This is a genomic window from Vibrio sp. 03-59-1, from assembly GCF_013114135.1.
GTDB lineage: Bacteria > Pseudomonadota > Gammaproteobacteria > Enterobacterales > Vibrionaceae > Vibrio > Vibrio cortegadensis.
In genome coordinates, this window is sequence record NZ_VTYA01000015.1 from 1 (window position 1) to 20261 (window position 20261).

Annotated in this window: 23 protein-coding genes; 12 read left to right on the top strand and 11 right to left on the bottom strand. The window is 43.3% G+C overall.

Annotated elements, in window-relative coordinates; genetic code table 11:
• The first annotated feature begins 471 nt into the window (after window positions 1-471).
• Window positions 472-1026: a gamma carbonic anhydrase family protein gene (locus tag F0249_RS15030; protein ID WP_171757093.1), complete on the top strand. Its 555-nt coding sequence runs from the start codon at window positions 472-474 to the stop codon at window positions 1024-1026.
• Here F0249_RS15030 and F0249_RS15035 read toward each other — a convergent pair.
• The 4 genes from F0249_RS15035 to F0249_RS15050 all read right to left on the bottom strand — a co-directional run bounded on the left by F0249_RS15035 (window position 1019) and on the right by F0249_RS15050 (window position 3683).
• Complete coding sequence (locus tag F0249_RS15035) at window positions 1019-1282, bottom strand: DUF1488 domain-containing protein (protein WP_171757094.1); 264 nt, start codon at window positions 1280-1282, stop codon at window positions 1019-1021. The genes F0249_RS15030 and F0249_RS15035 overlap by 8 nt on opposite strands.
• On the bottom strand, window positions 1282-2115 hold the full coding sequence (gene aroE, locus F0249_RS15040) for a shikimate dehydrogenase (protein WP_171757095.1): 834 nt from the start codon (window positions 2113-2115) through the stop codon (window positions 1282-1284). Before aroE ends, F0249_RS15035 begins: the two co-directional genes overlap by 1 nt.
• Window positions 2116-2199: 84 nt before the next feature.
• Complete coding sequence (hemF, locus tag F0249_RS15045) at window positions 2200-3117, bottom strand: oxygen-dependent coproporphyrinogen oxidase (protein ID WP_017052843.1); 918 nt, start codon at window positions 3115-3117, stop codon at window positions 2200-2202.
• A gap of 8 nt (window positions 3118-3125) precedes the next feature.
• Window positions 3126-3683 (bottom strand): L-threonylcarbamoyladenylate synthase, encoded by a 558-nt coding sequence (locus F0249_RS15050; protein WP_029203399.1) that lies wholly within the window; start codon window positions 3681-3683, stop codon window positions 3126-3128.
• A gap of 205 nt (window positions 3684-3888) precedes the next feature.
• Between F0249_RS15050 and purE the strand changes: the two genes are divergently transcribed.
• Window positions 3889-4374, top strand: coding sequence for a 5-(carboxyamino)imidazole ribonucleotide mutase (gene purE / locus F0249_RS15055; protein ID WP_017052845.1), 486 nt, complete (start codon window positions 3889-3891; stop codon window positions 4372-4374).
• Window positions 4375-4378: 4 nt separating this feature from the next.
• Window positions 4379-5509: a 5-(carboxyamino)imidazole ribonucleotide synthase gene (locus F0249_RS15060; protein ID WP_171757096.1), complete on the top strand. Its 1131-nt coding sequence runs from the start codon at window positions 4379-4381 to the stop codon at window positions 5507-5509.
• Between the two features lie 85 nt (window positions 5510-5594).
• Here the strand turns inward: F0249_RS15060 and F0249_RS15065 are convergent, their stop codons facing one another.
• From F0249_RS15065 to F0249_RS15080, 4 genes are read right to left on the bottom strand one after another with little or no spacing between them, the layout of a single operon-like run.
• On the bottom strand, window positions 5595-6167 hold the full coding sequence (locus tag F0249_RS15065) for a type I DNA topoisomerase (RefSeq protein ID WP_113798156.1): 573 nt from the start codon (window positions 6165-6167) through the stop codon (window positions 5595-5597).
• 21 nt (window positions 6168-6188) lie between these two features.
• Window positions 6189-6665, bottom strand: a complete 477-nt coding sequence (locus tag F0249_RS15070) for a DUF494 family protein (protein WP_017052848.1) — start codon at window positions 6663-6665, stop codon at window positions 6189-6191.
• Between the two features lie 2 nt (window positions 6666-6667).
• Window positions 6668-7768 carry a DNA-processing protein DprA gene (dprA, locus tag F0249_RS15075; protein ID WP_171757097.1) on the bottom strand — a complete coding sequence of 367 codons (1101 nt, stop codon included), beginning with the start codon at window positions 7766-7768 and terminating at the stop codon, window positions 6668-6670.
• Window positions 7765-8832, bottom strand: coding sequence for a LysM peptidoglycan-binding domain-containing protein (locus tag F0249_RS15080; protein WP_253825331.1), 1068 nt, complete (start codon window positions 8830-8832; stop codon window positions 7765-7767). The genes dprA and F0249_RS15080 overlap by 4 nt, the downstream gene beginning before the upstream one ends.
• Before the next feature lie 182 nt (window positions 8833-9014).
• Here F0249_RS15080 and def point away from each other — a divergent pair, with 182 nt between their 5' ends.
• The 6 genes from def to F0249_RS15110 all read left to right on the top strand — a co-directional run bounded on the left by def (window position 9015) and on the right by F0249_RS15110 (window position 15361).
• Window positions 9015-9527 carry a peptide deformylase gene (gene def / locus F0249_RS15085; protein WP_017052851.1) on the top strand — a complete coding sequence of 171 codons (513 nt, stop codon included), beginning with the start codon at window positions 9015-9017 and terminating at the stop codon, window positions 9525-9527.
• Between the two features lie 16 nt (window positions 9528-9543).
• Window positions 9544-10491 carry a methionyl-tRNA formyltransferase gene (gene fmt / locus F0249_RS15090; RefSeq protein ID WP_171757099.1) on the top strand — a complete coding sequence of 316 codons (948 nt, stop codon included), beginning with the start codon at window positions 9544-9546 and terminating at the stop codon, window positions 10489-10491.
• Window positions 10492-10559: 68 nt separating this feature from the next.
• Complete coding sequence (gene rsmB, locus F0249_RS15095) at window positions 10560-11843, top strand: 16S rRNA (cytosine(967)-C(5))-methyltransferase RsmB (protein ID WP_171757100.1); 1284 nt, start codon at window positions 10560-10562, stop codon at window positions 11841-11843.
• A 137-nt stretch (window positions 11844-11980) separates the two neighbouring features.
• Window positions 11981-13357, top strand: coding sequence for a Trk system potassium transporter TrkA (trkA, locus tag F0249_RS15100; protein WP_113798169.1), 1377 nt, complete (start codon window positions 11981-11983; stop codon window positions 13355-13357).
• 10 nt (window positions 13358-13367) lie between these two features.
• Complete coding sequence (locus F0249_RS15105; protein WP_017051906.1) at window positions 13368-14813, top strand: TrkH family potassium uptake protein; 1446 nt, start codon at window positions 13368-13370, stop codon at window positions 14811-14813.
• An 11-nt stretch (window positions 14814-14824) separates the two neighbouring features.
• A complete protein-coding gene (locus F0249_RS15110) occupies window positions 14825-15361 on the top strand; it encodes a DUF3157 family protein (protein ID WP_171757101.1) in 537 nt (178 codons plus the stop codon).
• Between the two features lie 12 nt (window positions 15362-15373).
• On the opposite strand, the gene F0249_RS15115 is transcribed toward F0249_RS15110, so the two are convergent.
• Both F0249_RS15115 and F0249_RS15120 read right to left on the bottom strand, forming a co-directional pair.
• A complete protein-coding gene (locus F0249_RS15115; protein WP_171757102.1) occupies window positions 15374-16027 on the bottom strand; it encodes a hemolysin III family protein in 654 nt (217 codons plus the stop codon).
• Window positions 16028-16155: 128 nt separating this feature from the next.
• Window positions 16156-16947 carry a sporulation protein gene (locus F0249_RS15120; RefSeq protein ID WP_017051909.1) on the bottom strand — a complete coding sequence of 264 codons (792 nt, stop codon included), beginning with the start codon at window positions 16945-16947 and terminating at the stop codon, window positions 16156-16158.
• Window positions 16948-17273: 326 nt separating this feature from the next.
• On the opposite strand from F0249_RS15120, the gene F0249_RS15125 reads away from it, so the two are divergent.
• From F0249_RS15125 to ccoG, 3 genes are all read left to right on the top strand, one after another.
• Window positions 17274-17441 (top strand): hypothetical protein, encoded by a 168-nt coding sequence (locus F0249_RS15125; RefSeq protein ID WP_170961688.1) that lies wholly within the window; start codon window positions 17274-17276, stop codon window positions 17439-17441.
• Window positions 17442-17539: 98 nt separating this feature from the next.
• Window positions 17540-17806: a YihD family protein gene (locus F0249_RS15130; protein WP_017051911.1), complete on the top strand. Its 267-nt coding sequence runs from the start codon at window positions 17540-17542 to the stop codon at window positions 17804-17806.
• 247 nt (window positions 17807-18053) lie between these two features.
• A complete protein-coding gene (gene ccoG, locus F0249_RS15135) occupies window positions 18054-19472 on the top strand; it encodes a cytochrome c oxidase accessory protein CcoG (RefSeq protein WP_113798178.1) in 1419 nt (472 codons plus the stop codon).
• Between the two features lie 238 nt (window positions 19473-19710).
• On the opposite strand, the gene F0249_RS15140 is transcribed toward ccoG, so the two are convergent.
• Window positions 19711-20259, bottom strand: a complete 549-nt coding sequence (locus F0249_RS15140) for a GPO family capsid scaffolding protein (RefSeq protein ID WP_171757103.1) — start codon at window positions 20257-20259, stop codon at window positions 19711-19713.
• Between the last annotated feature and the right edge of the window lie 2 nt (window positions 20260-20261).

Sequence of the window (20261 nt, forward strand, 5' to 3'; positions counted from 1 at the left end):
TGACTGTGCCAAGTTCTAAGAACTTGTATTGGTCACTCAGTTCATTGATATCTTTTGTTTCGACTTAATTTACTTTCGCTTTAAAAAGCGAAAACAAACAGTACAAAACTAGTGATTATCATCAACGAGTGCCCACACAGATTGATAGGTCTAAATTGTTAAAGAGCTTCTCTTCCAAGTCGCTAAGCTTCCTTTGAAGAGGTGGGCTATTCTAGCGAGATAAACGAGAGTGTCAAACACTTTTTCAAATTATCTTTTTAAGCTAGAAGCCAAACTGACATTGCGCTTGAACCCTTGTGGGCTCTGCCGTGTCAGTGAGGTCGCATTATAGAGATAACGATCACGTTGGCAAGCGGTTTATTAGGTTTTTTGTTATTTATCTATCGTTTGAGTGTTTTTTATTCGAAAAGCCTCATTTTTATAAGAAAAGTCATTTATATTAAAATTGACGACAAATTTTAAGGACAAATTATGAGCCATATTCGCTGTTATAAAGATAAAAGACCTGTAATCGGAGAACGCGTCTATATAGATACAAGTTCAGTACTAGTGGGAGATATTGTTATTGGCGATGATTCGAGTATCTGGCCACTTGTTGCAGCTCGAGGGGATGTTAACCATATCCACATCGGCCAAAGAACCAATATTCAAGATGGGAGTGTATTACACGTCACTCATAAAAATAATGAGAACCCAGCTGGTTTCCCTCTTCTTATAGGGAATGATGTGACAATTGGGCACAAAGTGATGCTACACGGTTGCACCATTCATGATCGAGTGTTGGTAGGAATGGGAGCGATAATATTAGATGGCGTAGTAATAGAGGAAGAGGTAATGATTGGGGCAGGTAGTTTAGTCCCACCCAATAAAACGCTAGAGAGTGGCCATCTATATGTAGGTAGCCCTGTAAAAAAAGCGCGTCCTTTATCTGATAAAGAACGAGCCTTCTTACAAAAATCATCTGATAACTACGTACAAAACAAAAATGACTATTTAACGGAAGTGCAGAACATCGAAATTATCTAAGCTCAATTTCGCCCCTTTCGTTGAATTCTTCATTTTCAATTAATTCTTCCGCGAGCTCTTCAATATCAAAACGTATACTAGAAAACACTTGAAGAGTTTGCTGTTCCCCATCGACTGATATTCCCGACAATCTTTCAATCATCTCAAGAGAAATCGAACATTCAATCAGAGCTCCCGCTTGTTGAGCAGGAAAAGTAACAACGGATTTATGCTGATCCCATGTTTGTATATCAGCAAAGAGAATTGATTGATTCATTACATACCTTCTAAATTTTTACGCAATTCACGTAATACCTGTCGCGCTCCAGGACGAAGACCTCGCCACAACATAAAACTTTCTGCTGCTTGGCCAACGAGCATCCCTAAACCATCATAAGTTTGGCTCACGCTATTTTGAATTGCCCATTGATTAAAACAGGTATTCCCTTTGCCATACATCATGTCATAGCAAACAGAATTCGATGAGAATATGGATTCGCTAATTGCAGGCAATTGACCATCAAGGCTTGCCGAGGTTGAGTTGATGATGACATCAAATGGAGCATTTATCGATTCCATACTTTTAGCACGAATAGAACCGTAAGCTTCAAATATACCCGCCAGCTCTTGAGCTTTAGAAAAAGTTCGGTTGGTTACTGTAATATGAGCCGGGTTATGATCCAGCAATGGCTTAATCACACCGCGTGCCGCACCACCAGCCCCAATCAATAAGATTCGAGCGCCTTCCAACCTAACTTGATTTTGAAGGAGATCTTGAACCAGGCCTTCACCATCGGTGTTATCACCAATAACATCACCATCGTCGAGCTTTTTTAAAGTGTTCACCGCACCTGCAAGTTTAGCGCGCTCCGTTAAGCGATCGGCAAACTGGTACGCATCTTCTTTAAACGGCACGGTAATATTGCAACCTTTACCTCCATGCTCAAAAAATGCCATCGCTGCATCTTTAAAACCATCAGCAGGTGCTAAGCAGGTGCTATAAGTTAAGTTCTGATTGGTTTGCCTTGCAAAAAGAGTATGAATGAAAGGTGATTTGCTATGTCCAATAGGGTTACCAAACACAACGTACTGATCGGTTTGTTGGGCCATATCCTTGCCTGCTTATATATAGTTAAAAAAAGAGCCATCTAAGATGACCCTACCACTTCACACTATGCTAGCCAAGTATCACTGTTACCATTCTCTCGGTTTCAAATAGTTCAGGTAAAGATCGGCTTCTGGAGAGCCATCTTCTGGGTTATAGCTATATTCCCAACGAGCTAATGGTGGCATAGACATGAGTATGGATTCTGTTCTACCACCGCTTTGTAACCCAAATAAGGTGCCTCTATCATAAACAAGATTAAATTCCACATAACGTCCACGACGATAAAGTTGGAAATGACGCTCTCGCTCACTGTATTCCGTATTTTGTCGACGTTTTACGATTGGTAAATACGCATGGGTATAATTTTCACCAACCGCTCGCATATAAGCAAAAGAAGATTCAAAACCCCACTCATTCAAATCATCAAAGAAAAGGCCACCAACCCCACGCGTTTCATCTCTATGTGGTAAGAAAAAGTATTTATCACACCACTCTTTATGCAGCTGATAAACATCCGCTCCAAAAGGCGCACAGATCTCTTTCGCGGTATTGTGCCAGTGTTGGCAATCTTCTTCGAAAGGATAAAAAGGCGTTAGGTCAAAACCGCCACCGAACCACCAAATAGGCGCTTCGCCCTCTTTTTCTGCAATAAAAAATCGAACATTGGCATGAGAGGTGGGTACATAAGGGTTCTTAGGATGCATCACAAGGGATACTCCCATCGCCTCAAATTTTCGCCCTGCCAATTCAGGACGGTGCGCTGTCGCAGATCCTGGCATTTCGTGACCAAAAACATGAGAAAAGTTTACGCCACCTTGTTCGAAAACCGCACCATCTTTCATAACACGACTACGACCACCTCCACCAAGCTTCTCATCTGGCGTTCGTTGCCATGCATCTTCTACGAATAATGCTTTGCCATCAGCCTGCTCTAATTGTTGACAAATACTATCTTGAAGGGCCAACAGAAACTGTTTTACGGCTTGTTTATCTATCGCTGACATTAAGCTGATTATCCTTGTCTTAATATACGTGACGTTTTCGCGTCTCGAATTTCACTAGGCTTCTCTCGTCCACCCGTTTCTCCATGCAACACCGCAACTAACTTATCACCTAATTGCTCTTCTACTTCTTGAGTCGTCATACATGGAGGGTGACCCGTTAAATTTGCACTTGTTGAGGTAAGCGGCTTACCAAAGGCATGACACATTTTTTGAACCAAAGGATGGTCGGTCACACGTACCGCAATAGAATCAAACTGCCCACAGAGTGATGAAGATACTTTATCACTGGTCGGCATTATCCAAGTGACAGGTCCAGGCCATGTCGATTTCACTTCCTTAAGTTGTGCTGCCGTTAACTGGCTTTCATCAATATAAGGTAAAAGCTGGCTATAATTCGCAGCAATCAAGATCAACCCTTTTTCAACCGGGCGTTGCTTTAACGCTAACAATTTATCTATCGCTTCATTATTGTCAGGATCGCACCCAACGCCAAATACCCCTTCAGTTGGGTAAGCAATAACTTCACCTTGCTTTAATGCCAGTAGCGCCTGCTCAAAATTATCCATGACCATCCCTTTAACTTTCTTTTTATTCTTCGCTTTAATTAAGTAAGTGTACAAATTATCTCTGTTCATACCTAAAGCTATTTAATAGCAAAATGTATCTAAGTTTAAATCACACCGACGCAAACGTTTTCCTTGGGCGATTTTACCCGTATAATGCGCGAAAAATATCCGCACACCTAATTTTATAGCACTGAAGGAGTTTGAGATGAAAGTCGGGATTATTATGGGTTCTAAATCAGATTGGCCAACCATGAAACTGGCCGCAGAAATGCTTGATCAATTTGGCATCGCATACGAGACAAAAGTGGTTTCAGCTCACCGAACTCCTCAGCTTCTCGCTGAATATGCTTCAAGTGCCAAAGATCGCGGTATAAAAGTGATCATCGCTGGAGCTGGCGGCGCAGCGCACCTTCCTGGTATGGCAGCCGCTTTTACTAGCCTTCCTGTATTAGGTGTTCCTGTTCAATCTCGTGCTCTTAAAGGCATGGACTCACTACTTTCTATTGTTCAAATGCCAAAAGGTATTGCAGTCGGCACTCTCGCGATTGGCGAAGCTGGCGCGGCAAATGCCGGATTACTTGCCGCACAAATTCTAGGCACCAGTGATGAGAGTGTAATGGAAAAAGTGGAAGCGTTCCGTCAACAACAAACAGAAACTATTTTAGATAACCCAAACCCAGCTGAGGACTAATGACATGCATGTTCTTGTGCTAGGCGCAGGCCAATTAGCTCGAATGATGTCGCTCGCGGGCGCACCACTCAACATTCAAATATCAGCTTTTGATGTCGGAAGCAGTAATATCGTTCATCCACTCACTCAAGCGGTGATTGGTAATGGGTTAGAAAACGCGATTGAGCAAGCAGACGTGATCACTGCCGAGTTCGAACATATCCCCCATCAAATACTTGAAGTGTGTGAACGCAGTGGTAAGTTTTTACCATCAACAGAAGCAATCAAAGCAGGTGGTGACCGCCTTCTTGAAAAAGCACTGTTAGACGAAGCAAACGTGAAAAATGCTAAGTACTATGTGATTAACTCTCGCGAAGACTTTGACACTGCAATTACCCACGTTGGCTTACCGATGGTATTGAAAAGCACACTTGGCGGCTACGACGGTAAAGGCCAATGGCGCTTAAAGACATTAGACAATGTTGACGCGACCTGGGCAGAAATGGCTGAATGCATTGCCGCGACCGACAACCAAGCAATTGTTGCTGAAGAGTTTGTTCCGTTCGATCGTGAAGTATCGCTTGTTGGTGCTCGTGGCGCTAATGGCGAGATTCAAGTGTACCCACTGGCTGAAAATGTTCACACCGACGGCGTGTTGAGTTTATCGACAGCGATTGATGACATTGAATTGCAAGAGCAAGCGAGTGTAATGTTCACAGCTGTTGCTGAGCGTTTAGATTACGTTGGCGTGCTGGCACTTGAGTTCTTTGATGTTCAAGGTTCGTTGCTTGTTAATGAGATCGCACCACGTGTGCATAACTCTGGCCACTGGACGCAACAAGGTGCTGAGGTTTGCCAATTTGAAAATCATCTACGAGCAGTTTGCGGCCTGCCACTAGGTGGAACCGAATGCATTCGCCCAACAGCAATGGTCAACATTTTAGGTGAAGACTCACTCCCACAAAGCGTATTAGCAATGCCAGGTTGTCATGTTCATTGGTACGGTAAAGAAAAACGCGCAGGAAGAAAAATGGGGCACATCAATGTATGTGCAAATTCGCGGAAAGATCTCCAACAAGCACTACTTGAACTTGCGAATGAGCTTAACGAAAAGGCTTATCCTTCGTTGAAAAGCGCTGCGTTAAAAATACAGTAATATATACAACCGATAAGATCACAAAATGGCGCTATATGCGCCATTTTGTCTTTGATATGCAGCCTCTAATAACCCTTCAACATATTTACTCGTTAGATTGAGTATGCTGACATTTTCGGCTAGAGCATTGATACTTAGTTCCACTCGCCAATTTTTTCTCAACCAACAATGTAAAACCACACTCTTCACAGCGACCTTTGACTGGAGGGTGGTTCACTGCAAATTTGCATTTAGGGTAATTGTCGCAAGCAAAGAACGTTTTCCCAAAACGAGATTTACGCTCGACAAGGTGTCCTCTGCCACACTCTGGACAACCATGTAGTGGCTTATCTTCTGTTGGTTGCTCCGGTTTATCGAGGGACTCAATATGGTGACACTCAGGATAACTGCTGCATCCGATAAACATCCCATAACGGCCCTGCCTTAATACCAACTCATTGGCACACTTAGGGCAAGCTACTCCAAGTTCTTTTACGATATGACCATCATTTTGATGTAATGGGCGAACATAGCTACAGCTCGGATACTGCGAGCAACCTAAAAACGGGCCATGTTTTCCGTGACGGAGTTGCAGTTCACTGCCGCATTCTGGACATGGTTCATGCTCCAACGCGTGTTCGTGAGCGGAAAATAACTGCTGATCGATTTTACTGCTCATGGCATCTCTTGTTGGTTAGTACTAGTGAAGAATACCTTGCTCTTTACTGTATAAGAGCTCTTCCATTTGGGTATATGCATTTTCATTACCCGGTACATTAAACAGCACCATTAAAATAATCCATTTCAGATCATCAAGTTCAAAATCATCCGTTTCTAACCCCATAACTCGATCAATGACCATTTCTCGAATTTCGGTTGTGAGTACACCTACCTGTTCTAAAAACAGTAGAAAACCACGACACTCCATATCAATTCGCGCTATTTCCGATTTGGTATAGATACGTATTGACGTTGCTGAACCTGTGGATATTGCCGAATGATTATCGCTCTCTTGAAGCGCAGCTAGTTCTTCTAGCCAATGTAATGCTTTATAAATATCTTTTTGGTGGAAACCTGCACGAGTCAGCTCATCTTCAAGTTCATCTTGATCCACTTGCAACTCTGCCTCGCTATGGATATAGGTTTCGAACAGATACATTAGTATGTCCATCATCATAGCTAGCCCCTCCTCTTTCGAATATAGCCACCGGTTACTGCAACAACATGCCCTGAGAGCTCAAGCTCCAAAAGCTGCATCATGACCTCATGCACAGGTATATGGGTCCGCTGTGCCAAAATATCAACAGGAGTCACCTCTATTCCTACGTTAGCTAACAGAAGAGGAAATAGCAATTCTTCCTCTTCTTCCACCATGTCGAATAAATTTGGCTGATGATCTATAGACCAGTTTACCAGAGTTTCTATTTCAGAGAGAACGTCTTGCGCACTTTGGACTAAACATGCTCCCGCTTTAATTAAACTATTTCCGCCACGACTATTAGGGTTATGGATAGAGCCCGGCATAGCAAAAACATCACGCCCTTGCTCGTTTGCGTAACGAGCCGTGATAAGAGAACCGCTTTTTTCTGCCGCCTCAACGACTAAGACCCCAACAGACAAGCCACTAATGATGCGATTACGCCGTGGAAAGTTTTCAGGCCTAGGCTTGGCACTAGGACGAAATTCTGAAACTAACGCCCCTTTATCGATAATTCTTTCAGCCAACTTCCTATGGCGAGCTGGATAAATATTATCAAGACCAGAGCCAAGTACAGCCACCGTTTCACCACTTCCTTCTAACGCTCCATCATGAGCGTAACCATCGATCCCCAATGCAAGCCCGCTAGTTACGATTAAACCTTGGTTAGAAAATTCTTTCGCAAACGACTTCGCGGTTTGTCGCCCTTCCAAGCTAGCATTTCGACTGCCAACCATTGCGATTTGAGGATCCCCCAAGCAACTCGAGTTACCTTTTACAAATAATACTGGCGGATGGGAGGGGATCTCTTTTAAAAGTGGTGGGTAATGTATATCGAGAGGGGTAATAATATGATGATTCTGTTGCTGAGCCCACTTTAGGCAAGGCTCAACATCTGAGAGAGCTTTATGTTTTAAGTACTCTATCTGTTTTGTTTTGAACCCTATTGCCTGAAGGTTTTGAGGCTTATATTGAACAATGTTAACCAGTGAATCGATACATCTTAATCTGGATAATCTCTTTTCTCCCAAATAGGGAGTGAAGCTCAACATCAACCACGCTTCGAGTTCTTGCTCCGTCACGATCCTGCATCTTCACTACTGATCGCAATAGTCACTGGCTTGATTGGTGAAATAGCAGAAATTTCTCGACCAATAGGCGTAGAGCTATCTGTTATCAGCCCTAAACTAAAATATTGATAAGGACGAATAACAATCAAGCGACCAACGGTGATATCAGGCAATTGAATAGCATCACTCTTTTCGCCCTCATAACTAAACTTACCTTCTTTGCTATGTACCATCGCTCCGGGTTTAATTAACTCAAACATACTTCCTTGACGTAAATTATCTTCCGTACCTTGATCCAGAATGATCACTTGGTTGTTTGCAGCATACTGGCTTCCCGCTATCGCTCCTAAAATATTGGCGAATGCACCTTGAGGAGCAGGTTGAGGGTGAAAGGTGGTGGATAACGTCATGGTTTCAATGCCAACTTCAGGTAACACCACATCATTAATCAATATTTCTTGTCGTTGAGAGGTCACCTGTAAACTACTAAATTCTTCATCACTGTCCACCAAAGTAGCCGCTGCCACTAAACGTAAAGATGTGATACTTACCTCTGGGCTTTCACGCTTATACTCTTCAACCTGACGATAAATCCCCCACTCAGCATGACTGTGCTGACCATCAATAAATAGGCGGTCATTGGCGGTTAAAAACTTACGACCATCACTTGTTCCTAGAACCCTATGAGCATTATCAAGGAGATCTTTCTCTACCAACCGATCCGATTGAAGGTAAGGAAGCACTAACTCTTCCGCAATAGTCGGTACCGCTTTCTTTTCAATCAAGCGAACCTTAGGGCTCAGAGTGACCATAGGTTTAAGACTTAACACTGGCTGACCATCTCTCCACGTTAACGTTAACCTATCTCCTGGATAAATTAGATGTGGATTTTCAATGTCAGGGTTTATCTGCCATAAGCGAGGCCATAACCATGGATTATCTAAATATAAAGCTGATATATCCCACAGCGTGTCACCTTTCACAACGATATAAGTTTGTGGTGCATTATCTCGAATCGTCAAAGGTGCAGGTATTGATTCACTTGCACTCGCAATATTAGAAATAGAGAGCGACATTGACAGTAATGCGCCTGTAATACAGCGAAGAAATGAAGGCATAACTCCCGCTCCTTTAGAGTAATGAGTAATAGAGAATCGAATAATTGGTCTTAGGATGCTGTCATTTGCCCTCTAAAATGTCTAGAATTGAGCCAACAAGGTTTATGCTGTTTCGGCACAGTTCAACATTTAGAGTGTATATGTCTGTATTACAAGTATTAACATTCCCGGATGACCGCCTACGTACCGTGGCGAAACCGGTAGAGAAAGTTACCCCTGAGATCCAAAAGCTCGTCGATGACATGATTGAAACCATGTACGACGAAGAAGGTATCGGCTTAGCCGCTACGCAAGTTGATTTCCACCAACGTATTGTTGTGATTGATATTTCAGAAACTCGTGATGAACCAATGGTTCTGATCAACCCTGAAATCACCGAAAAACGCGGAGAAGATGGCATCGAAGAAGGTTGCCTTTCGGTTCCGGGCGCAAGAGGTTTAGTTCCTCGTGCGGCTGAAGTGAGCGTTAAAGCTCTCAATCGTGATGGCGAAGAGTTCACCTTCGACGCTGATGACTTACTGGCGATTTGTGTACAACACGAATTGGACCATTTAAAAGGCAAACTGTTTGTTGATTACCTTTCGCCTCTTAAACGCAAGCGCATCAAAGAAAAGTTAGAGAAAATTAAACGCTTTAACGAAAAACAAAAATAAATTAAGTGAGGTTACCTTGAGCCAGTCATTACGTATTGTGTTTGCAGGTACTCCGGACTTCGCCGCCCGTCATTTGGCGGCGTTGTTGTCTTCGGAGCATGAAGTTATTGCGGTATATACCCAACCTGACCGCCCAGCCGGTCGTGGTAAAAAGCTTACCGCAAGCCCAGTAAAAAATATCGCCCTTGAACATAATATTCCGGTATACCAACCAGAAAACTTCAAAGCCGATGAAGCAAAACAGCAGCTTGCGGAGCTCAATGCCGATCTCATGGTTGTCGTGGCTTACGGTCTACTATTGCCACAAGTTGTGCTTGATACCCCGCGTCTAGGTTGTATCAACGTGCATGGCTCAATTTTACCTCGCTGGCGTGGTGCCGCACCGATTCAACGCTCAATCTGGGCGGGTGATAAAGAAACCGGTGTGACCATCATGCAAATGGATATTGGTTTAGATACTGGTGACATGCTCAGCATTGCCACTCTACCGATTGAAACGACAGACACCAGTGCCTCTATGTATGACAAGCTTGCGGATTTAGGTCCAGATGCACTTGTTCATTGCTTAGCGGACATCGCTTCCGGTAATGCTAAACCTGTCAAACAAGATGATGAGCTTGCCAACTACGCGAAAAAACTTAGCAAAGAAGAAGCTAAGATTGATTGGACGATGGATGCTCAAGCCATTGAACGTTGCGTTCGAGCCTTTAATCCTTGGCCGATGAGTCACTTCTCTGTTGCAGAAAATAGCATCAAAGTATGGCAAAGCCGTGTGGAACCTCAAACAACCGATAAACCGGCGGGAACCATACTTAAAGCCGATAAAACGGGCATTTATGTGGCAACTGGCAGTGGTGTGCTTGTTTTAGAGCAGCTACAAGTACCGGGGAAAAAAGCCATGTCGGTACAAGACATCTTAAACTCGCGTGCTGCTTGGTTTGAAGTGGGAAGCCAACTCAACTAATTCGGCAAGCAAGTTCGGCCAGTCGTTACTGGCCTTTATTTTTTTGATTCAACAATCGGGTATCCATCATGAATGTTCGCGCTGCAGCTGCAAATGTCCTGTTTCAAGTGGTCGATAAAGGCCATTCACTTTCACATGCTTTACCAGCAGCTCAGAAAACGATTAAACCTCGTGACCACGCTCTTCTTCAAGAGATCTGTTACGGAGCATTACGTTATTTACCACGTTTAGAAACCATTGCGAACGAGCTGATGGATAATTCGCTTAAAGGTAAAAAGCGAGTATTCCACCACTTAATTTTAGTGGGTATCTACCAATTAAGTTTTATGCGCATTCCTGCTCACGCTGCCGTTGGTGAAACCGTAGAAGGAACAGTAACCCTACGAGGTCCGAGCTTACGTGGCTTAATTAATGCCGTACTTCGTAGCTACTTACGCGAACAAGACCGCTTGGACGAACTGGCCGTTAGTCATAACGCAGGCAAATATTGCCACCCAAGCTGGATTTTAAAAATGCTTCAAGAGAGTTACCCAGAACAATGGGAATCCATCGTTGAAGCGAATAACAGTAAAGCACCAATGTGGCTACGAGTGAATCGTCAGCACCACACTCGTGATGAATACTTAGCACTGTTAAATAGCGAAAACATTGAATGCACACCGCACCCTCAAGCGGAAGATGCATTAAAATTAACGTCTCCTTGTGATGTCACTTTACTACCAGGTTTCACTAAAGGTTGGGTATCGGTTCAAGATGCTGCGGCTCAATTATCTGTCGATTACTTAGCACCACAAGACGGTGAGTTAATTTTAGATTGCTGCGCTGCACCTGGCGGCAAAACTGCGCATATTTTAGAGCGCACAAAGAACACTGAAGTGGTTGCCATTGACTGCGATGACCGCCGTTTGGATCGCGTGTATGACAACCTACAGCGTTTACAACTGCGTGCTGATGTTATCTGCGGAGATGCTCGCTACCCTGAAGAGTGGTGGCAAGGTGATCAATTTGACCGTATTTTGTTAGATGCGCCTTGTTCAGCGACTGGAGTGATCCGTCGCCACCCCGACATTAAGTGGTTACGTAGAGCGTCTGATATTGATGCACTCGCGGCACTTCAAAGTGAAATTATGGATGCGATGTGGCGTGAGCTTAAACCGGGCGGCACGATGGTGTACGCGACGTGTTCAATCACTCCACAAGAGAACAGCATACAAGTAAAAGATTTCTTGGCACGAACCGACAATGCACAATTAGTTGGTTCTGATGTAGAAAACCCAGGCCGCCAAATTCTTCCTGGTGAAGAAGATATGGATGGTTTCTACTACGCCGTATTGGTTAAATCGCTCGCTTAAGCGTATAACATTGATTCGAGCAGCGCTTATAACTTGAAGCACTGCTCGCATTCATTATGAATGAGCACCTTAATTGCGCAGCTTTCTGAGAATAGAAAAGACTGGCGCATAACTGAGTAAAACAAGAGAAGCAAAGTATGAAAATCATCATTCTTGGTGCTGGCCAAGTCGGTGGCACTCTGGCAGAAAACCTCGTTGGCGAAAACAATGACATCACCATTGTCGACCGCAATGGTGATCGCCTTCGTGAACTGCAAGATAAATATGATTTACGAGTGGTGAATGGTTACGCCAGCCACCCAACAACTTTGCGGGAAGCCGGAGCACAAGATGCTGACATGTTGGTTGCTGTAACCAATATGGATGAAACCAATATGGCTGCGTGTCAGGTTGCCTTCTCTCTGTTTAACACACCGAACCGTATTGCCCGTATTCGCTCTCCTGAATACTTGGCAGAAAAAGAAGCGCTGTTTAAATCAGGCGCAATCCCGGTTGATCACCTCATTGCTCCAGAAGAGCTCGTAACCAGTTATATTGAGCGTCTCATTCAATATCCTGGCGCCCTTCAAGTGGTGAGTTTTGCCGAACAAAAAGTCAGTTTAGTGGCGGTAAAAGCTTATTATGGCGGCCCTCTGGTAGGGAATGCTCTGTCTGCTTTACGTGGTCACATGCCTCATATTGATACTCGTGTTGCCGCGATTTTCCGTCAAGGACGTGCGATTCGACCTCAAGGAACCACCGTTATTGAAGCCGATGATGAAGTTTTCTTCGTTGCAGCAAGTAACCATATTCGTTCCGTTATGAGTGAACTTCAACGTTTAGAAAAGCCTTACCGCAGAATCATGATTGTCGGTGGCGGTAATATCGGTGCCAGTCTCGCTAAGCGTCTTGAACACAGCTACAGCGTTAAGTTGATTGAGCGCAACCATAAACGGGCTGAAAAGCTTTCTGAAGAGCTAGAGAATACGATTGTGTTCTGTGGTGATGCGGCAGACCAAGAGTTACTTACGGAAGAAAACATCGACCAAGTTGACGTTTTCATTGCCTTAACCAACGAAGATGAGACCAACATTATGTCTGCCATGCTCGCTAAGCGCATGGGGGCGAAAAAAGTAATGGTGCTGATTCAACGTGGAGCGTACGTAGACTTGGTTCAAGGTGGCGTTATCGATGTTGCGATCTCACCCCAGCAAGCGACGATTTCCGCACTACTTACCCACGTGCGTCGAGCCGATATTGTGAATGTATCATCACTGCGTCGCGGAGCAGCAGAAGCCATCGAAGCAATTGCCCACGGTGATGAAACCACCTCTAAAGTTGTCGGCCGCGCCGTCGGTGATATTAAACTTCCTCCAGGTACAACCATTGGTGCCATTGTTCGTGGCGAAGAAGTGCTCATCGCTCATGACAGAACGATGATCGAACAAGATGATCACGTCGTTATGTTCTTAGTCGATAAAAAGTATGTTGCCGATGTAGAGTCACTGTTCCAGCCGAGTCCGTTCTTCCTTTAGGTCACTAAAAATGGTCAATCTGCGTCCGATTATTTTTGTTATAGGGTTAGTGTTATCCAAGCTAGCCCTATTTATGTATATCCCAACACTTGTCGCGTTTTTTACCGGAACGGGTGGCTTTTTAGAGTTTGGTCAATCGGTTCTGATCACCCATTTAATGGCGTTTATCTGTTTAACCATTGGTCGCACCGCACACTTTAAATTAAGTGTTCGAGATATGTTTCTAATCACCTCTTTGGTTTGGACTATCGCCAGTGCCTTTGCTGCCCTGCCCTTCGTTTTCATCAACCACATCAGTTTTACTGACGCTTACTTTGAAACCATGTCAGGCATTACCACCACGGGTTCCACCGTTTTAAGTGGCTTAGACAGTATGGCTCCCAGCATTTTATTGTGGCGCTCAATCCTACAATGGTTGGGAGGTATAGGGTTTATCGTAATGGCGGTTGCCATTCTGCCAATGCTGAACGTTGGAGGGATGAAGCTATTCCAAACGGAATCATCAGATTGGTCCGATAAAAGTAGCCCTCGCGCGAAAACTGTCGCCAAAAATATAGTTCTGGTCTACCTCGTATTGACGGTGTTGTGCCTACTGGGTTACTTAGCAACAGGCATGAACTTGTTTGATGCGATCAATCACTCTTTTACTACCCTTTCAACCGGTGGTTATTCAACATCTGATGGCTCAATGAATCACTTCTCAAACGGAGCTCATTGGGTTGCGACTCTATTTATGTATCTGGGTGGACTTCCTTTCTTGCTCTTTGTGACTGTGCTCAGCAAAAGAAAGCCACAAGCTCTGTATAAAGACGCTCAAGTACGAGGCTTCACTTATCTGTTCTTAGGCTCAAGCTTCATTGTCGCCGCTTGGTTAATCATTCGAGATGGCTATGCGGTTTTAGACGCGCTAAGAGTATCCATGTTTAACATTGTATCGGTCGTGACCACCACAGGTTTTGGTTTAGAGGATTTCACCGCATGGGGCGCTCTACCTAGCGTGTTATTTGCGTTCTTAATGATGGCAGGGGCTTGTTCAGGTTCGACATCTGGGGGCATTAAAATATTCCGCTTCCAAATTGCGATGACACTCCTGAATAAGCAGATAATGAAACTGATTCACCCATCTGGTGTCTTTGTTCAACGTTATAACCAAAGGCCAGTAAATGACGATATTGTTCGTTCCGTGGTCGCTTTCGGTTTAATGTTCTTCATTACCATTATTTTTATTGCTGCGGCTTTAAGCTCTATGGGGCTCGATCCTATCACCAGTATTTCAGGCTCAATTACTGCGGTCGCGAATGTAGGCCCAGGAATGGGGTCGGTTATTGGTCCAACGGGTAACTTTTCTCCTCTCCCTGATGCTGCAAAGTGGATACTCAGTTTTGGTATGCTGATGGGAAGACTTGAAATACTGACTATTTTAGTACTATTTTTTCCTGCCTTTTGGCGCCGTTAAAGAGGTTTACAATGAACAAATGGATAATGTTATTAAGCATATTTCTGAGCAGTAATGTGCTAGCCAATCAAATCGTCACACTGGAAAACGGACAACAAATTCAGCTGAATGATGATTTTACTTGGGAGTACTTATCTGCCAAAAGTGAGGAAACCACGGATGTTGTCGCGATCCCACTGGCTTCGAAAAAAGCAGGTACTCAATTCAAGGTTGGAGCAAATAAGCACATTCTTCAACTTTCTGATTCTGGTATAGATATTTTACTTCAGTCTGCCAGTTATGAGTCCGGCACGCTGATTATTCCAACCTCTATCACCAATCAAAGCTCTCAATCGATTGTATTGATTGATCTAGAAGTTGAAATATTAGACTCACAAGGTGTTTCTCTGCTTAAAACGGAAGTGGCTATCTGGAAATCAATCAAGCGTATTGCTGACACTTATCTAAGACCACAATCATCTGAGTCTGGTCGTAATTTAGTATTCGAAGTACCTCAACATACCGGCTATCAAATCAATGTTAACGTGCTGAATGTTGAATCTCGCTAAACACATCAACTCTTAGATAATTGGCACATAAAGATAGATAGCAAAGAAGTGACATACGCATCCACCTAGCACAAACAAATGCCAAATAGCATGGTTATAAGGGATGCGTTTTGTTACATAGAAAATCACACCTAAAGAGTAAATCACGCCGCCTGCCGCCAGTAAAACTAAACCTCCCACAGCAATATTTAGCGCCAACTGGTAGATAACAATCATAGAGAGCCAACCCATAATCAAGTAGGTGATCAACGATGCACGTTTGAATCGGTAAACAAATGCGATTTTCATAACAACGCCAATCAGCGCAATCGCCCAAATCACGCCCATTAATCCTATCGCTAGCGGCGTTCTTAATCCCACTAACAGGAATGGGGTATAACTGCCTGCGATCAGTAGATATATCGCGCAGTGATCTAACGTTTTGAAAAGGCGTTTCGTATTAGGGTTTGAAATAGAGTGGTACAGTGTAGAGGCAAGGAAGAGTAAAATGATGCTACTACCGTAAACTGCCATGCTGGTTAAAGTCATGATGTCAGCGCCATGCTCGATGGCGTTATTGAGCAGTAAAACTGAACCCACAATACCAAAAAGGCAACCAATACCATGGGTGATCGCATTGGCTAACTCTTCAGTTGTACTGTAGGCCGTATTCGTTGGTTGATTCATAAGTTTTCCATGGTAGGACCATTATTTGATTCTACCAGTATGCCATATTAAGCTTACACGTGTAAGCTCAATATTTTACCAGTCAAAAGACTGTTTGCCAGAAAACGTCTAAATTGAATAATATCTGACTAACTGACCTGTTCTAGATACTCTAAAACGATCTTTCCTGCCTCGCTAGCGGGTGTGTCTGCTGGGATCACGAGTTTACGTTTAAGTTCACCTAAACCCAGCAAGCTAGATAACATGCCACCAAATCCTTTTCGGTTTCTGTCTATCTCGAACCAAAGTTGCAATTGCTCAGCGTCTCGATAAGCCACAATCTCTAATTCACGCCAACGACCGTGGTAAGGGCCCGTTGTTGGTACAAATTCAAACTCTTGGACAAAAGGCATGGCGAAACCTTTAGCAGCTTCACACTCAACTTGTCGAATTCGTAACCCTTGCTCTTCCAACTCAGTGAAAATGCCATCCATGATAGGATCGGGTCTCACTGTCAAAATATCTTTATCCGTAGGATCAATCGCCAGCGCGATATCTAACCCTGTCTCTAACCAAACTTTCGCATCACCAATGGTCACAGGCGTATTCCATGGGATATCAAGTTCAATCTCAAAATCTCGTTGCTCACCTGCACCAATAGTAAAAGAGTAAGGTAACGCCCAACTCGCAAGCGCATAACTCTGCTTCACTCGCTTGGTGTGTTGCTCGCGATTGTCGCCACCACCCACTTCGACTTCATCGATATATTGACAACAAAGTTTCAGGTCAATGTTATCTATCTCCTGAGGTGTCGAACCACCATAAACATGGATCACGACATTCACTTTTTGCCCAGGGAACAAGACTTCTTGCTGTAGAACAGAATCCACTTTTGCAGATCCAATACCAAAACTTGCTAAGGTTTTCTTCAAAAATGACATCAGCACTCTCCTTTCGCTTACCTTAATAGTACTCATGAAACTGACTGCAACTCAATTCATTTTACTTGATGATGAGGGTTCAAGGTGGCTGTTTTTTACTCAGCTGTCGATCCAGAACGAGTAAGGTGATATTCTGAATAATGATATGCATACATATCATTATTCCTGATTATTTATAGGATAGGCTTACGCCAGAAGAGTCACTCTTTTTTGAACATGATTACGAATGGTGCCTTGCACTTATGACTAACAAGCAAAGGGGAGCAACTCATAGATAATCGGGCCATTAAATTGGCAATGGAAATGCCTGGCTGTTAGGTATATTAATGCGCCCAACTCCTGTCAGGTTTTCGCACTCAAATCGTGGTGCGTCTCGTCGTCGTTGCAGCTTTGTCGCTGTGTCTTCGGCAAAAAAAGTAGCACCAACAATGACTTTAGTGGAAAAGACGGCACTTCATGCTTCTACTTCAGTAAAAGTCATTCAAGCTGCTTAATAAAAAGCGCAGTTTAATACTGCGCTTTTTCCTTATCTTATGCGGTGCATTTTGATACCTTTACTCAAAATCATTATAACTATTATGGAGAAAGCCCAATGAAGTGCCATCGTATAGAAGAGCTGATTGAATTAATCGAACCTGAATGGCAAAAAGATTCAGAAATGAACCTACTACAGTTCATTGTAAAATTAGCTCAAGAGGCAGGATACGAAGACAAAATCGAAGATCTAACCGATGACGTACTGATCTACCATCTTAAAATGCGTAACAGTGAAAAAGACGAAATGATCCCAGGTCTCAAAAAAGACCAAGAAGATGACTTTAAAACCGCAATCCTCAAAGCTCGCGGTATCATCAAATAAATCATCTCACAGTAATTTATGACTTTATTCAAAGCGGCCAGATGGTCGCTTTTTTTCTGTTCTACTCTTTTTCTACTGATCTGTAGTAACAAAGATTGTTAAAGGTTGATAGCCTTAAAAAAAAGTCACCAGCATTGGCGCTATAATCGCCAACGAAAAAGCTCAATGAAACACCACATAATAAAATGCAATGTCTAAGAGTGTGAATTAAATAAATCACACCTAAAGCCCAATAAGGATAGCTCCAATGAGTCAGGATAAGATCGATATCAAAGATGTGACTCCCAAAACCTTCAATCCAAAAACCCATAAAGGGAATGGCGATAGGTTTAACCCAAGTAATCGCATCTACGTTCGAGAAAGTAAAGGTTTCTTCCAACAACTACGCCGCTATGGTGGCTGGTTTCTATTGCTGCTTTTTGCACTAACACCATGGATCCCGTTTGGTGAACGCCAAGCAATTTTACTCGATATAGGTAACCAACAATTTAATTTCTTTGGCACCACTCTTTATCCGCAAGATCTTACTCTGTTAGCTCTGCTATTTATGATCGCAGCGTTTGGCCTATTCTTTTTAACCACCTTTTTAGGCCGAGTATGGTGTGGCTATTTATGTCCTCAAACTGTTTGGACATTCATGTACATTTGGTTTGAAGAAAAATTGGAAGGTTCAGCGAATAAACGACGCAAACAAGACGCCAATAAACCCACCTCAAACCTCATCATGCGGAAAACCGTTAAACACTTAGCTTGGATAGGTATCGCGCTACTAACGGGCTTAACCTTTGTTGGCTATTTTGTACCAGTCAAAGATTTGGTGATTGATTTCTTTACCTTTAATGCCAGCTTTTGGCCTGCATTCTGGGTCATCTTTTTTGCGGCATGTACTTATGGTAACGCAGGTTGGATGCGATCCATTGTTTGCCTTCACATGTGTCCATACGCTCGTTTCCAATCGGCTATGTTTGATAAAGATACGTTTATCGTCGGTTACGACACTAAACGTGGTGAAAACCGTGGTCCTCGCTCACGCAAAGCCGATCCGAAAGCATTAGGATTGGGCGACTGTATTGATTGTGATTTATGTGTTCAGGTATGCCCGACAGGTATTGATATTCGTGATGGTCTGCAATATGAATGCATCAACTGTGGTGCTTGTATTGATGCATGTAATAAAACCATGGATCGAATGGGTTACCAACAAGGTCTGATTAATTACACCACTGAACACCGCTTATCTGGTAATCATACTAAGGTCATGCGACCGAAATTATTAGGTTATGGCGGCATTTTAGTATTAATGATTGGCCTCTTCTTTGTTCAAGTCGCCAGTGTTGCACCAGTTGGCTTAAGTGTACTGAAAGATAGAAACCAGTTAGTCAGAGTCAATAGCCAAGGTTTCTTTGAAAACACTTATACCTTAAAAGTCATCAATAAAACTCAGCAGACCCAAAGCTATGATTTAGAGGTAACAGGATTGCCAGGTGCTATTTGGTATGGCAACCAAACTGTCACCGTTGAGCCAGGGGAAGTACTGAACTTACCGATGAGCTTAGGGATTGATCCAGAAAAAATCAGCTCTCCAGTTTCAAAGATTCAGTTTATACTCACAGACAGTGACCAGTTTACAGTTGAAGTGGAAAGCCGCTTTATAAAAAAACTGTAACCCTTAATTTTTAATGGAAAAAGGCTCAGTAATGAGCCTTACAGTGACAAGTAAGTAATTGATTTTAATTAATATATCACAATAAGCGACCACAAAAAGACCACAACTAATAGATCAGAATTTCCAAGTCCGCGTGTTAGGAGTTCGAATTTCTCCACCCCTGCCGTATTCCTGCATACTTATGTAGAATAAAAAAGCCAGCTTATAGCTGGCTTTTTTATTTTGATATCCTGAACGGTCAAAGGTACATGTCCTCCTCTCCCTCTCTGTCTGACTCATTTGTGAGTGCATTAGCCTGTATGGTTAGGCTGTCCAGTTGAGCGGATAACGTCGTTATTTTGTTTTTTAACTCGCTAATTTGATCACCTTTTTCATAGAATGAGTTCTTCTTTATAATGTCATTATGAGACGTTGCTGAAAGGTGAATTTGAGTGGTGCCTAGAGATGATGGATTGTCCGTTAAAGCAAGGCCTGTTAAGTATGCCTTACCTGTGCCCGCAAACTCTTCTACATACTCGCATGTGGTATGCAATAGCTGACCTTGCTCAACGGTACGCAGTAGCTTTGAGTTAGGCTTAAGCACGGCATACAGCTTGTTTCCCTGCTTTTCTAGCGAAGCAACAGAGCCGAGCGCGTCGCCGAACTGCGCCAGGTCTTTTTTTATTCGAGCGGTATAAACGCTTGGGTTATAACCCTCGGCCATTTCATCAATAATTGTCTGACTAATTTCTTTGCCATTAACGGCTATTCCGGCGGTTAAAATACAGATAGGATCAGATATAAACATAG